General features: G+C 73.3%; 17 protein-coding genes. 12 read left to right on the top strand and 5 right to left on the bottom strand.

Annotated elements, in window-relative coordinates; translation table 11 throughout:
• Positions 1–11 precede the first annotated feature (11 nt).
• Positions 12–1,073: a hypothetical protein gene (locus IE331_RS01630; protein ID WP_192139852.1), complete on the top strand. Its 1,062-nt coding sequence runs from the start codon at positions 12–14 to the stop codon at positions 1,071–1,073.
• A gap of 54 nt (positions 1,074–1,127) precedes the next feature.
• On the opposite strand, the gene IE331_RS01635 is transcribed toward IE331_RS01630, so the two are convergent.
• Positions 1,128–3,308, bottom strand: coding sequence for an RNA degradosome polyphosphate kinase (locus tag IE331_RS01635; protein ID WP_192139854.1), 2,181 nt, complete (start codon positions 3,306–3,308; stop codon positions 1,128–1,130).
• A gap of 68 nt (positions 3,309–3,376) precedes the next feature.
• Here IE331_RS01635 and IE331_RS01640 point away from each other — a divergent pair, with 68 nt between their 5' ends.
• Positions 3,377–4,423, top strand: coding sequence for an alpha/beta hydrolase (locus IE331_RS01640; protein ID WP_192139856.1), 1,047 nt, complete (start codon positions 3,377–3,379; stop codon positions 4,421–4,423).
• Between the two features lie 76 nt (positions 4,424–4,499).
• Here the strand turns inward: IE331_RS01640 and mshD are convergent, their stop codons facing one another.
• Together mshD and IE331_RS01650 are read right to left on the bottom strand one after the other, a co-directional pair.
• On the bottom strand, positions 4,500–5,381 hold the full coding sequence (gene mshD / locus IE331_RS01645) for a mycothiol synthase (protein ID WP_192139858.1): 882 nt from the start codon (positions 5,379–5,381) through the stop codon (positions 4,500–4,502).
• 164 nt (positions 5,382–5,545) lie between these two features.
• Positions 5,546–6,268, bottom strand: a complete 723-nt coding sequence (locus IE331_RS01650; RefSeq protein ID WP_192139860.1) for a response regulator transcription factor — start codon at positions 6,266–6,268, stop codon at positions 5,546–5,548.
• Positions 6,269–6,321: 53 nt separating this feature from the next.
• Here IE331_RS01650 and IE331_RS01655 point away from each other — a divergent pair, with 53 nt between their 5' ends.
• The 5 genes from IE331_RS01655 to IE331_RS01675 all read left to right on the top strand — a co-directional run bounded on the left by IE331_RS01655 (position 6,322) and on the right by IE331_RS01675 (position 9,077).
• Positions 6,322–6,624, top strand: a complete 303-nt coding sequence (locus IE331_RS01655) for a MoaD/ThiS family protein (RefSeq protein ID WP_192139862.1) — start codon at positions 6,322–6,324, stop codon at positions 6,622–6,624.
• Between the two features lie 7 nt (positions 6,625–6,631).
• The gene (locus IE331_RS01660; protein WP_192139864.1) at positions 6,632–7,081 is read left to right on the top strand and encodes a TlpA family protein disulfide reductase; all 450 of its coding nucleotides are present in this window, start codon (positions 6,632–6,634) and stop codon (positions 7,079–7,081) included.
• A 301-nt stretch (positions 7,082–7,382) separates the two neighbouring features.
• A complete protein-coding gene (locus IE331_RS01665) occupies positions 7,383–7,829 on the top strand; it encodes a DUF4395 domain-containing protein (RefSeq protein ID WP_192139866.1) in 447 nt (148 codons plus the stop codon).
• A gap of 103 nt (positions 7,830–7,932) precedes the next feature.
• Entirely contained in the window at positions 7,933–8,781 is an 849-nt protein-coding gene (locus IE331_RS01670) for a sulfurtransferase (protein WP_192139868.1), read from the top strand.
• Positions 8,781–9,077 (top strand): DUF1416 domain-containing protein, encoded by a 297-nt coding sequence (locus tag IE331_RS01675; protein WP_192139870.1) that lies wholly within the window; start codon positions 8,781–8,783, stop codon positions 9,075–9,077. Before IE331_RS01670 ends, IE331_RS01675 begins: the two co-directional genes overlap by 1 nt.
• 108 nt (positions 9,078–9,185) lie before the next feature.
• Here IE331_RS01675 and dtd read toward each other — a convergent pair whose 3' ends face one another.
• Positions 9,186–9,614, bottom strand: a complete 429-nt coding sequence (dtd, locus tag IE331_RS01680; RefSeq protein WP_192139872.1) for a D-aminoacyl-tRNA deacylase — start codon at positions 9,612–9,614, stop codon at positions 9,186–9,188.
• 59 nt (positions 9,615–9,673) lie between these two features.
• On the opposite strand from dtd, the gene IE331_RS01685 reads away from it, so the two are divergent.
• On the top strand, positions 9,674–10,504 hold the full coding sequence (locus tag IE331_RS01685; protein ID WP_192139874.1) for a BKACE family enzyme: 831 nt from the start codon (positions 9,674–9,676) through the stop codon (positions 10,502–10,504).
• A 5-nt stretch (positions 10,505–10,509) separates the two neighbouring features.
• On the opposite strand, the gene IE331_RS01690 is transcribed toward IE331_RS01685, so the two are convergent.
• Positions 10,510–10,869, bottom strand: a complete 360-nt coding sequence (locus IE331_RS01690) for a DsrE family protein (protein WP_192139876.1) — start codon at positions 10,867–10,869, stop codon at positions 10,510–10,512.
• Between the two features lie 54 nt (positions 10,870–10,923).
• On the opposite strand from IE331_RS01690, the gene IE331_RS01695 reads away from it, so the two are divergent.
• The 4 genes from IE331_RS01695 to IE331_RS01710 all read left to right on the top strand — a co-directional run bounded on the left by IE331_RS01695 (position 10,924) and on the right by IE331_RS01710 (position 13,314).
• Positions 10,924–11,418, top strand: coding sequence for an FABP family protein (locus IE331_RS01695; protein WP_192139878.1), 495 nt, complete (start codon positions 10,924–10,926; stop codon positions 11,416–11,418).
• Positions 11,419–11,434: 16 nt separating this feature from the next.
• Positions 11,435–11,899, top strand: coding sequence for a Fur family transcriptional regulator (locus tag IE331_RS01700; protein WP_192139880.1), 465 nt, complete (start codon positions 11,435–11,437; stop codon positions 11,897–11,899).
• 9 nt (positions 11,900–11,908) lie between these two features.
• The gene (gene ygfZ, locus IE331_RS01705) at positions 11,909–12,877 is read left to right on the top strand and encodes a CAF17-like 4Fe-4S cluster assembly/insertion protein YgfZ (protein WP_192139882.1); all 969 of its coding nucleotides are present in this window, start codon (positions 11,909–11,911) and stop codon (positions 12,875–12,877) included.
• An 86-nt stretch (positions 12,878–12,963) separates the two neighbouring features.
• Complete coding sequence (locus tag IE331_RS01710) at positions 12,964–13,314, top strand: phosphomannose isomerase type II C-terminal cupin domain (protein WP_192139884.1); 351 nt, start codon at positions 12,964–12,966, stop codon at positions 13,312–13,314.
• The last annotated feature ends 3 nt before the right edge of the window (positions 13,315–13,317 follow it).

Raw genomic sequence — 13,317 nt, forward strand, 5'->3', positions numbered from 1 at the left:
GAGGCCTGTCCATGCCCGCCCGCCGGCCCCGCCGACGTACCGCCCTGCTCGCCGCGTCGACGCTGGTGGTCGCGGCCGCGATCGTCGCGGTCGGGTACGTCGCCTGGCCCCGCTCCAGCGAGTTCGACCGGGCCACCGGCCTGCTGCCGGAGGGGACCCTGCGGATCGCCTGGACCGACTGGTCCGGCGTCCGCGCCGAGCTCGGCACGGGCCCGGTCAGCGGCGCGCGGTCCGAGGAGGTGCTGCAGCAGGCCGAGGACCGGGACCTGACCTCCTCCTCTCTGGCTGCCTCCGCGGTGCTGCTGGAGGAGAACCTCGGCTTCAACCCGCTCGCGACCGAGTGGGAGCTGCTCGGGCAGGGTCGGGACGGGATGGTGCTGGTGCTCAAGGTCGGGGACGGCACCGACCTGGCCGAGGTGGGGGAGCGGTTCGCGGAGCTCGGCTTCTCCGAGCCCGAGGAGGACGCCATGGCGGGCGCCGTCTGGGAGGGCGGGGCCGACGTCGTCTCCAACGTGCCGGGGCTGGCGACCTACGAGCTGCAGCACGTGGCCTTCCTCGCCGACGAGGGGCTGCTGCTGGCCTCGGACGAGGCCGACTACCTCGCCGACGCGGTCCCGGTGGCGGCCGGCGACGAGGACGGACTGGACGCCGGGGTGCTGACCGAGGAGGTCGGGGAGCCGATCAACGCCGTCGGCTACCTCGAGGACTACGCCTGCGAGGCGCTGTCGATGGCCTCGGCGGACGCGGACGCGCAGGCCGTGGGCGACCAGCTGGTCGCCGAGGCCGGCGGGGTCACCGCGCTGACCGGCTACCTCGTGGCGCTCGGCGCCGGCGAGCGGATCTCGGTGGTCTTCGACTTCGAGGACGAGGACCGCGCCCGTCAGAACGAGGCGTCGCGGCGGGCGCTGGCCGAGGTCGAGGACCCGGCCCAGTTCCTGTCCTACCGGGAGCTGTTCACGGTCTCCTCGCTGGAGCGGGACGGGCACACCCTGGTGCTCACCGGGGAGACCGAGCCGGACCTGGCCCCGCTGTCGAACCTCACCGAGGGGCCGGTGCTGCTCGCCACCTGCTGAGACCGGTGAGCCCGCTGAGCGCGGTGAGCCCGCCGAGCCCGGTGAGACCTGCGGTCAGCGCCGCCGCCGCTGGCGCTCGACGAGCTGGTCCTGCAGGTGCACGTTGCCGTCGGTACGCCGCCACTCGCCGTCGGCGCCGAGCTCCCACGCGGCCGCGTCGTCGGCGAACGCCAGGTCCAGCACCTCGACCACCGAGGCCACCAGGTCGTCGCCGGGCAGCCGCACCAGCACCTCCACCCGGCGATCGAGGTTGCGGTGCATGAGGTCCGCGGAGCCGATCCAGGCGACCGGCTGGCCGCCGTTGCCGAACCAGAAGATCCGGCTGTGCTCGAGGAAGCGACCCAGCACCGAGCGCACCTCGATCGTCTCGGACAGTCCCGGCACCCCCGGCCGCAGGGCGCAGATGCCACGGACCAGCAGCTGCACGGGCACCCCCGCCTGCGAGGCGAGGTAGAGCGCATCGATGATCTTCTCGTCGACGATCGAGTTGGCCTTGAACCGGATCCGGGCCGGCCGGCCGGCCCGGTGGTGGGCGACCTCGGCGTGGATCTGCTCGACGAGCCCGTCCCGCACCGAGTCCGGGGCGACCAGCAGCTCGTCGTACGAGGCGTTCCGGGAGAAGCCGGACAGGTTGTTGAACAGGTGCGCGACGTCCTCGCCGATGGCCGGGTCCGCCGTCAGCAGCCCGAAGTCCTCGTACATGCGTGCGGTCTTGGGGTTGTAGTTGCCGGTCCCGATGTGGGTGTAGCGGTGGATCCCGTCCGGCTCGTCGCGGACCACCATCGCCAGCTTGCAGTGCGTCTTCAGGCCGACCAGGCCGTAGACCACGTGGCAGCCCGCGTGCTCGAGCTTGCGGGCCCAGCGGATGTTGTTGGTCTCGTCGAAGCGGGCCTTGATCTCGACGATCACCAGCACCTGCTTGCCGGCCTCGGCGGCGTCGACCAGCGCGTCGATGATCGGCGAGTCGCCCGAGGTGCGGTAGAGGGTCTGCTTGATGGCCAGCACGTGCGGGTCGGCGGCGGCCTGCTCGAGGAACCGCTGGACCGACGTGGCGAACGAGTCGTAGGGGTGGTGCAGGAGTACGTCGTGGCGCCGGGCGGCCTTGAACACGTCGACCGGGCTGGCGCTCTCCACCTCGGCGAGCTGGCTGTGCGTGGTGGGCACGAACGCGGGGTACTTCAGGTCCTCGCGGGGCAGGTCGGCGATGTCGTGCAGGCCGCGCAGGTCGAGCGGGCCGGGGAGCCGGAACACCTCGGACCGGGAGATCCCCAGCTCGGAGACCAGCAGGTCGAGGACCCGGTCGTCGATCGACTCCTCGACCTCGAGCCGCACGGGCGGTCCGAACTTGCGACGCAGGAGCTCCTTCTCCAGTGCCGCGAGCAGGTTCTCGGCGTCGTCCTCCTCGACCTCGAGGTCCTCGTTGCGGGTCACCCGGAAGGTGTGGACCTGGAGGATCTCCATGCCGGGGAAGAGCCGCTTGAGGTGCTCCCCGATGACATCCTCCAACGGGACGAAGCGCTGGTTGCCGACCGAGACGAAGCGGTCGAAGATCGGCGGCACCTTGACCCGGGCGAACCGCTCCTTGCCGGTCTTGGGGTTGCGCACGAGCACCGCGATGTTGAGCGAGAGCCCGGAGATGTAGGGGAACGGGTGGGCCGGGTCGACGGCGAGCGGGGTGAGCACCGGAAAGACCCGGTCCTTGAAGAGCCGCTTGCACTGCTTCTGCTCGTCCTTGTCCAGGTCGTCCCAGCGGACCAGCTGGATCCCCTGCGCGTCGAGCTGGGGCACCACCTGCTCGACGAACACGGCGGCGTGTGCCGACATCTGCTGGTCGGCGGCGTCCCAGATCGAGTCCAGGACCTCGCGCGGCAGGTGCCCGGAGGCGGCCCGCACGGCCACGCCCGCCGCGATCCGTCGCTTCAGGCCGGCCACGCGCACCATGAAGAACTCGTCGAGGTTGCTGGCGAAGATGGCCAGGAACCGGACCCGCTCGAGCAGGGGAAGGCCCGGGTCGGCGGCCAGCTCCAGCACCCGCTGGTTGAAGTGCAGCCAGGAGAGCTCGCGGTCCAGGAACCGGTCCGGGAAGCCGTCGAGGCCGGCGATCTCGTCCTCGCCGGGGACGTACGGCGGCTCGACGTCGAAGGTCTCGACGACGTGCAGCGAGGAGTCCACGGGGCCGTCGTCGAGGGAGCCCGTGGCGTGCGCGGGCAGGCTCTCCTGGCTGTCGTGACTCATGTGTCCGAGTGTGGCACCGATCGGTGAACGGCGGGTGACGTGCGGTGGAGGGCCGGTAGGTTCCAGGCATGCGCCCCCGACTCGCCGCCGTCCAGGCCCGGATCCAGGGCCGCACCCTGGCCGGCCTGCTCTCCCTGCCGGACCCGGTCCTCCGTCGGCTGGCCGGGCCGCCGGTGGTCGTGGACGGCCAGACCCTCGACCCCGGGACCCAGCTGGTGCTGCGGCTGCAGCGGCTCCTGCGCGAGCCGGCCGCGGAGCAGCACCCGGTGGCGGAGGGCCGCGAGATCCTGGCCGCGCAGAGCCTGACGGTGGGCGGCCGGCACCCGGTGGGCGCGGTGCTCGACACCGTCCTGGCCGGGCTGCCGACCCGGGTCTACGTGCCCCGGGCGCTCCTGGCCTCGGCGTCCCGCCCGACGCTGCTGTTCCTGCACGGCGGCGGCTTCATCTACGGCGGAGGGCACGCCACCCACGACGCCCCGTGCCGGTTCCTCGCCGAGCGCGCCGGGGTGCAGGTGGTCGCGGTCGACTACCGGCTGGCGCCCGAGGCGCCGTTCCCCGCGGCGTACGACGACTCGGTGGCGGCGTACCGGGAGCTGCTCTCGGACGCACGGAGCCACTGCGTCGACGTCGACCGGCTCGCGGTCGGCGGGGACTCCGCCGGCGGCAACCTGGCGACCGGCGTGGCCCTGGCGGCGGCGCGCGAGGGACTGCCGCTGGCACTCCAACTGCTGGTCTACCCGATGACCGACTGCACCGCCTCGTCGGTGAGCCGGCGGACCTTCGGTGAGGGGTTCTTCCTGACCACCGCGTTCATGGACCTGGCGACCGAGAGCTACGTGCCGAGCGCCGACCTGCTCCGCGACCCGCGGCTCTCCCCGCTCTTCGCGGAGATCCCCGACGGGCTGGCTCCCGCGCACGTCGTCACCGCCGGCTTCGACCCGCTCCGCGACGAGGGGGAGGCCTACGCGTCGCGGCTGGAGGAGGCGGGCGTCGCGGTCGACAGCCGCCGGGAGCCGGGCCTGATCCACGGCTTCCTCAACTGGGTCGGGCTGCCGGGCCAGGCCCGGGACGCGGTCGGCCGGATCGCCGACCGGCTCGGCGCCGCCCTCCACTGACCCGCGCCACCCGACCCGGGTGCCCGGCCCGCGCCACCCGACCCGGGTGCCCGGCCGGGGCCGGCCGCTACGGGCGCTACGGGCGCAGGTACTGGACGTGGGTGTCGGCCGGGGCGTGGCTGAAGCCGAGCCGTTCGTAGACGGCCCGCGCCGGCCGGTTGTCCGACTCCACGTAGAGGATCACCTCGCCCGACGGGTCCCCTCCGGCGTCGTCGTGCTCGGACCCGGACAGGTGCCCGTGCAGGTGGTGCAGCCCGGCCAGGGTAAGGGTCCGGCCCAGGCCCTGCCCCTGGGCGTCGGGCGCGATCGCGACGACGTACACCTCGCCGGTCCGCTCGTCGTGCCGCTTGGTCCAGTGGAAGCCGAGCAGCCGGCCGGTCGGGTCCTCGGCGAGCAGCAGCCCCTCCGGGTCGAACCACGGCTCGGCCATCCGCTCGGCCAGCCCCGCCTCGTCGAGGGCGCCCTGCTCGGGGTGGTCGGCGAACGCCGCCGCGTTCACCCGCAGCAGCTCCGGCTCGTCGCCGGCGCGGAAGCCGCGGACGGTCGGCTCGGACGGGGTCTGCGGCAGCGGCTCGGAGGCCGGGCGCCGCATCACCCATAGCTCGCGGGCCCGGCGCAGCCCGTGCCGGCCGGCCAGCGCGTACGCCGCGGGGTGGTCGCCGTGCGACCAGGCCCGCACCGCGTCCCCGGCGGCAGCGGCGGCCAGCGCCGAGCCGAGACCCCGGCCGCGTGCCGTCGGTGCGACCGCGAGCTCCAGCGAGCCGTCGTGCAGCAGGGCGAACCCGTCGTCGGCGAGCCAGAGCCGGGCCCCGGCCAGGCCGTGGTGACGCAGTCTCAGGGCGGCGGCCTCGTCGAGCGGGTCGTGGCCGTCGGCGGTGCGCGACTCGGCGCGGATCCGCTCGAGTGCGGCCGCCGTCGCGGGGTCCCAGTCGGTCGGGGCGAGCTCGCTGACGTCCATGGCGCCATGGTCGCGCACCCCGTCGGGCCCCGGGAACACGGTCGGGTCCCAGGCTCTACGGATGGCAGGTTCGCGGGCCGGAGAACCTGCGCTGCGTAGAGCCTCGCGGCCGAGTGGTGGCGGAGGGGGTTCCGTGGGTGGGGAAGGAGACGGGGCGCCGGTGGTCAGGCGTCCTCGGTCCGTTCGGAGGGCTGCTCGCCCTTGCGCTGCGGGGGCAGCACGAACCGGTAGCCGACGTTGCGCACGGTGCCGATCAGCGTCTCGTGCTCGGGCCCGAGCTTGGCCCGCAGCCGGCGGACGTGGACGTCCACCGTGCGGGTGCCCCCGTAGTAGTCGTAGCCCCACACCTCCTGGAGGAGCTGCTGGCGGGAGAACACCCGGCCCGGGTGCTGGGCCAGGAACTTGAGCAGCTCGAACTCCTTGAACGTCAGGTCGAGGGCGCGCTTGCCGAGCCGGGCCGTGTAGGTGACCTCGTCCACGGTCACCTCGCCGCTGCGGATGACGTGCGCCTCGGGATCCTGCTGGTCCCGGTGGGCGGCCAGCCGGCCGAGGAGGAGCCGGATCCGCGCGTCGATCTCGGCCGGGCCGCTGGTGCTGAGCAGCACGTCGTCCATCCCCCAGTCGACGGAGACGACCGAGAGGCCGCCCTCGGTGACCACCAGCACCACGGGCACGTCCGAGCCGGTGGTCCGGATCAGCCGGCACAGGTCACGGGCCCGGGCCAGCTCCTGGCGGCCGTCCACGAGCACCAGGTCGTTGTCGGGCGCCTCGAGCAGCGCGCTGCCCTCGGCCGGGAGGATCTTCACGGTGTGGTTGAGCAGCGCCAGACCGGGGAGCACCTCGACGGAGGACTGGAGGGCACTGGTGAGCAGCAGCAGGGTGCTCATGCAGTCTCCTCCCGGGAGCGACACGCTTGCGTGGATGAGCAAGGATATCGGGCATGAGCGCCGACTCCCCGACGATCGCACAGGGCGAGACGCACGTCCTGGTGCGCTACTGGGCCGGGGCCCGGGCCGCTGCCGGCGTCGCGGAGGACCGGTTGCCGGTCACGGGTCCGGTCTCCCTGGCCGACGTGCGGACCCTGGCCGTGGCCGCCCGGGACGGCTCCGAGCGGCTGGCCGCGGTGCTGGCGACCTGCTCGGCGCTGGTGGGGGATGCCCCGGCCGGTCGTCGCGACCCGGCCGACGTCGTGGTCGTGCCCGGGCAGACCGTGGAGTTCCTACCGCCGTTCGCCGGCGGTTGATCCCCCGATGAGCACCGGAGCGTGGGTCCTGGTGGCGGCGGTGGTCGCCGCCCTGCTGTTCGGCCTCTATCGCGCGTACGCCGACGGCCGGTTCCGCGGCACGCACGAGGTCCGCGGCGGACCGCCCGACGACACGCACGAGCCCAGCGTCCTGGCCGGGGCCGACCTCGACCACGAGCTGGGGGAGCGGGCCACCCTGCTCCAGTTCTCCAGTGCCTTCTGCGCCCCGTGCCGGGCCACCCGTCGGATCCTGGCCGACGTGGCCGGCGTCGTCCCCGGGGTGGAGCACGTCGAGATCGACGCCGAGCACCACCTCGACCTCGTCCGCCGGCTCGGTATCACCCGGACGCCGACGACGCTGGTGCTCGACGAGCGCGGTCGCGAGGTGACCCGGGCCACGGGAGCGCCGGAGAAGCAGCAGGTGCTGGGCGCGCTGGCCGGCCTGCTGGCGGACTGATTCCACATCATGGACAAGTCGTCCACGATTCGGACATTCGGTTCGTGCCGCACCCGGGTGCCCGCCTAGTCTGGGTCCATGACCTCGACGATGCTGACGAAGCGGCGCGCAGTGGACCACTGCCGCGTCCGCTCCGCGCTCTGTCGAATGTCCTGACGGACCCTCGTCCCCGCATGCCCGGAGCCGGCTGAGCCGCTCCGCGCGCCCCCGTCCCGGGGAGTGCCGACGAGGTCCCGCGTCCCGGTCAACGCGCCGGAGACGCCTGCCCCCACCGGCCACCCGACAGGACTGAGCATTTCCCGTGAACCCCACCATCGATCCCCGCGGCCAGCAGTTCGCAGCCGCCATCACCGTGGTCGTCCTCGCCGCGGTGCTCCTCACCGCTCCCGGCCCGCTCGGGCTGGGGCTGCTGACCGCGCAGGTGCTGCTGTTCGCGGTCGGCGCCGGCCTCGGCGTCCGGTCCACGCCGCACGCCTGGGTCTACGCCTCCCTGATCCGGCCGCGACTGGGGCCCCCGGCCGAGCTCGAGGACGAGCGCCCGCCGCGCTTCGCCCAGGGCGTCGGGCTCGCCTTCGCGGGGGTCGGCCTGGTCGGCTACCTCGCCGGCGCCCCGGTCGTCGGAGCGGTGGCGGTGGGCCTCGCCCTCGCTGCCGCCCTGCTCAACGCCGCCTTCGGCCTGTGCCTGGGCTGCGAGGCCTACCTGGCACTGCGCCGGCTGACCCAGCCGGCCCGACCGGTGCTCGGCTGAGCCTGGGCCGAGTCCTGGGCCGAGTCTTGGGCTGAGTCCTGGGCTGAGCGACTCGGCCGGATCCCCACCTTCCGCACATCCCCTTCCCGAAAGAGAGACAGACATGAGCCGCGAGAACACGCTCGTCACCGCCCAGTGGGTGGAGGACAACCTCGACAACGACCAGATCGTCCTGGTCGAGGTCGACGAGGACACCACGTCGTACGACAAGGGCCACATCCGTGGCGCGATCAAGCTCGACTGGACCACGGACCTGCAGGACCAGGTGCGCCGGGACTTCGTGAACAAGCAGCAGTTCGAGGCGCTGCTCTCCGAGCGTGGCGTCGGCAACGACCACACCGTCGTCCTCTACGGCGGCAACAACAACTGGTTCGCCGCCTACGCCTACTGGTACTTCAAGCTCTACGGGCACCAGGACGTCAAGCTCCTCGACGGCGGCCGCAAGAAGTGGGAGCTCGACAGCCGCGAGCTCACCGACGCGCCGACCGAGCGCGAGCAGACCTCCTACACCGCCCAGGAGCAGGACCACACGATCCGCGCGTTCCGCGACGAGGTCGTGGCCGCGATCGGCACGCAGAACCTGGTCGACGTGCGCAGCCCCGACGAGTACGCCGGCCGGCTGCTCGCGCCGGCCCACCTCCCGCAGGAGCAGGCGCAGCGCGCCGGGCACATCCCGACCGCGGCCAGCGTCCCGTGGAGCAAGGCGGCCAACGACGACGGCACCTTCCGCTCCGACGACGAGCTGAGGAAGATCTACACCGAGGCCGGTGTCGACTGGGACAAGGACACCATCGCCTACTGCCGGATCGGGGAGCGCTCGAGCCACACCTGGTTCGTGCTCAAGGAGATCCTCGGCCAGGACAACGTGAAGAACTACGACGGCTCGTGGACCGAGTACGGCTCCCTGGTCGGCGTCCCCGTGGCCCTCGGCGACGAGCGGGGCGAGGCCTGATGTGCGGCGCGGTCGAGGGCGGACTCTCGCTCGAGGGCGTCAACGTCGCCAAGGAGGCGGTCGTGCAGGGGCAGGTGACGCGCGGCGGTGAGCCGGTGCCGAACGCCTACGTGCGGCTGCTGGACCGCACCGGCGAGTTCACCGCCGAGGTGCCCACCTCCCCGGAGGGGCACTTCCGGTTCTTCGCCGGCGAGGGCGAGTGGACCCTGCGCACGCTGGCCCCGAAGGCCGACCCGGTCGACCGCTCCGTCGTGGCGACGGTCGGCTCCGTGGCCGAGGTGACGATCAGCCTCTGAGTCGCATGGTCGCGGTCCCGGTCGCTCCCAGCGGCCGGGACCGCGACCGTCCCCGCCGACCCGTCGCTTGTGTCGGCTCCCGGACCGCCGACCCGTCGCTCGTGTCGGTCACGGCGAGTCGAGCACGAGCGTGACCGGCCCGTCGTTGAGCTGGTCCACGGCCATGTCGGCGCCGAAGACCCCCCGCTCGACCCGCGCCCCGAGCCGCTCGAGCTCGGCGCAGACGGCGTCGTAGAGCGGCTCGGAGACCGGGCCGGGCGCGGCCGCCTGCCAGGTCGGGCGCCGACCCTTGCGCCCCTCGCCGTACACCGTGAACTGGCTGACGACCAGCACCGGCGCGCCCACCTCGGAGGCCGAGCGCTCCCCGTCCAGCAGTCGCAGCTCCCAGATCTTGCGGGCCGTCCAGGCCGCGTCGGCGGGGCGGTCGTCGTGGGTGACGCCCAGGTAGACGACCAGCCCCGGTTCGTCGAAGGAGCCGACAACTTCACCGGCGACGACGACCTGGGCGCGGAGAACCCGCTGGATCACTGCGCGCATGCGAAAGAATCTCCTGTCCTGACTGGCTGGGCCTGTCGGCAGTCTGGCACGATGCCGCCATGGGAGACCCGCTGCTCATCACCGTGGCGCCGACCGGTGCCGAGACCGACAAGGCCGACTGCCCGGCACTGCCGACCACCCTGGAGGAGCTGGTCGCCAGCGCCCGCGAGTGCGAGGCCGCCGGGGCGGCCATGGTGCACGTGCACATCCGCGACGCCGAGCACCGGCCCACCCTCGACCTCGGCCGGCTCACCGAGACCGTCGCCGCGCTGCGCCAGGAGACCGGACTGGTCGTGCAGCTGAGCACCGGGGGGTCGGTGCACGATCCGCTGGAGGACCGGCTCAGGGTGCTCGAGGCGGCGCCGGACTCCTGCTCGCTGACCATGGGCACGACCAACTTCGGCGACGACGTCTTCAGCAACCCCTGGCCGTTCGTGGTCGAGCTGCACGAGCGGGCCAGGGACGCCGAGGTGGTGCCGGAGTTCGAGCTGTTCGACCTCGGGCACGTCCACTCGCTGCACCGCCTGCTCGACCGGCACGGGCTGCCGTACGGCGGCCGGGTGCACGTGGACCTGGTCATGGGCGTCCCGGGTGGCATGCCCGGCACCGTCGACGCGCTGGTCGCCGCGGTGGCCGCCTTCCCGGACGCGGTGACCAGCTGGTCGGCGACCGGCGTCGGGCGCACCAGCCTGCCGGTCATGCTGGCCGCGCTCGCCAAGGGCGGGCACCTGCGGGTCGGCATGGAGGACACCCTCACCCTCGCCAAGGGGGTCCCGGTCACCGGCAACGCCCAGCTCGTGGAGCGCGCCGTACGACTGGGGGAGCTGGCGCAGCGCGAGCCGGCCTCGCCCGCGGACGCCCGCGCGATGCTGCAGGTGCGCGCCGCCTGACCCGGTCAGTACACCAGCGCCTGGACGCCGTCACCCAGCGCCGCCTCGGTGAACGCCGCGGCGCCGGCGATCGTGATGCCGTCCCGGATCCCCTCGGCGCTCAGCCCCCGTCGCTCGGCGCACTGGGTGCACAGGGTCACCCGGCCGCCGGCGAGCACCGCGCCGAGCAGGTCGGCGAGCGGCGTGGCCAGCGGCAGCGAGAACTCCTCGGCGCGACCCGGCACCGCGAACCAGGCCGCCTCGCCGGTCAGCCAGAGCGAGACCTCGGCGCCGGAGGCGACCGCCGCTGCGGCGACCGTGAACGCCTGGTTGCAGCGCTCCGGGTCGTCGGCGCCGCACGTGACCTTGACCAGCAGGCTTCGCATGCGCCGAGCCTAGTCGCCGGTCCGCGCGCCGCGCGCTGCACCTAGACTGCCCGCATGCCGTTCGAGCTCCCCGACAACCTCCATCCCGACTGCGCCCCCGTCGCCTGGATGCTCGGCACCTGGGCCGGCAACGGTCATGGCGACTACCCCACGATCGACGCGTTCGAGTTCGGCCAGGAGCTGATCTTCACCCACGACGGGCGGCCCTTCCTGCACTACCTGGCGCGGTCCTGGATCGTCGACGGCGACGGCACGAAGGTCCGTGACGCCGCCCTGGAGAGCGGCTTCGTGCGCTGCCGCCCCGAGGGCCGGGTCGAGATGCTGCTGTCGCACTCGTCCGGCTTCGCCGAGGTCTGGTACGGCTCGGCCGGCGACGCGCGCATGGAGATCGCCACCGACGCCATCGCCCGCACCGAGTCGGCGAAGGAGGTCACCGGCGGCAAGCGCCTCTACGGGTACGTCGAGGGGGACCTGCTCTACGCCTACGACATGGCCGCCATGGGCCAGCCCCTGCAGCCGCACCTGTGGGCCCGGCTCCAGCGCCGGTGAGCCGACGGCGGCACGCGTGAGCGACGACTTCGCCGACCGGCTGCGCAGCAGCGGCAAGCGGCTGACCCCGCAGCGCGAGCTGATCCTGCGCGCCGTCGAGGCGCTCGGGCACGCCACCCCCGACGAGGTGCTGGCCGAGGTGCGTCGGCACGCGTCGGCCGTGAACGTGTCCACGGTCTACCGCAACCTCGAGGTGCTCGAGGAGCTCGGGCTGGTCCGGCACGCGCACCTGAGTGACCGCGCCCCGACGTACCACTCGGTGGGCGGCCACGAGCACTTCCACCTCGTGTGCCGCACCTGCCGTGACGTCACCTCGGTGGGCGCGGAGGAGTTCGCCGCCCTCGGGACGCTATTGCAGGAGAAGTTCGGGTTCGGCACGGACATCGGCCACCTCACGCTGTTCGGCACCTGTCGCCGCTGCGCGGCCCGGGCCGCGGAGGGCTCGGACCGGCCCGACGGGGGCGCCCCGCCCACGACGTAGGCTGGGGGCATGTCTGCCAGCCCGCTGCTCGACCTGCCCGGTGCCGTGGCCGCCGACGGCCTCGACGCCCCGGTGGCCGCTCACTACGGCTCCTTCCACGGTGAGCAGCGCTCCCTCGAGGCCGGCGAGGGCTTCGTCGACCTGTCCCACCGGGACGTGGTGCGGGTCTCCGGGCCGGAGCGGCTCGGCTGGCTGCACAACCTGACCTCCCAGCACCTCGTCGACCTGCAGCCCGGGGTGCCCACGGCGGCGCTGGTGCTCAGCCCCCAGGGCCACGTCGAGCACGCGATGTACGCCGTCGACAGCGGCGGCGAGGACGGCTCCTTCACCGCCCATGTCGAGCCCGGCCGGGGCCCGGCCCTGGTGGAGTTCCTCGAGCGCATGAAGTTCATGACCCGGGTGGAGGTCGCGGACCTCACCGGGGAGCTGGCAGTCGCCTGGCGGCCCTCGGCCCGGACGGGTGTGGCGTACGACGGCTACGAGCTGGTCCCGCGCGACCGGCTCGAGGCCTATGCCGCGGCGGCCGGCCCGGCGGCCGGGATCTGGGCGTTCGAGGCGCTGCGGATCGCCCGCGGGGAGCCACGGCTGGGTCTGGACACCGACCATCGCACCATCCCCAACGAGGCCGGCTGGATCGGCAGCGCCGTCCACCTCGAGAAGGGCTGCTACCGGGGCCAGGAGACCGTGGCCCGCGTGCACACGCTCGGTCGCCCGCCCCGTCGGTTGACGATGCTGCACCTGGACGGGTCGGAGAACCGGCTGCCGCCGGTCGGCGCGGAGCTGCGTCGTGAGGACCGGGTCGTGGGCTTCGTCGGCACCTCGGCCCGCCACCACGAGCTCGGCCCCATCGCGCTGGCCATGGTCAAGCGCAACGTCCCGGTCGAGGCGACCCTCGAGGTCGACGGGATGCCGGTGACCCAGGAGGTCGTCGTCGACCCGGAGGTCGGGCTGCACGTCCGGCCCACCATGCGGGGCTGACCCGACTCGGCCGCCGGCCCGCTCCGGCTGCGACCTACACTGGCGCCGACGTGGCGACCGGAAGCGGTCTCGGGGGAAGGCTGGAGATGGCATTGGAATCGGCGGAGCGCCCCTGGGGGTCCTGGCACGTGCTCGACGAGAGCCGGGGCTACAAGGTCAAGCGGATCCACGTGCACCCGGGCCAGCGGCTCTCCTACCAGACCCACGAGCACCGCTCCGAGCACTGGGTCGTGATCTTCGGCGTCGCCACCTGCGTCATCGACGGGGAGACGATCGTGGCCGGACCCGGCGAGTCGGTCGACGTGGCCACGGGTGCCGCGCACCGGATCATCAACGAGCACGCCGAGGAGCTGGTGATCGTCGAGGTGCAGCACGGTGCCTACACCGGCGAGGACGACATCTGCCGCCTCGAGGACGACTACGGCCGCGAGGACTGAGGG

The organism is Nocardioides donggukensis, assembly GCF_014842875.1.
Classification (GTDB): domain Bacteria; phylum Actinomycetota; class Actinomycetes; order Propionibacteriales; family Nocardioidaceae; genus Nocardioides; species Nocardioides donggukensis.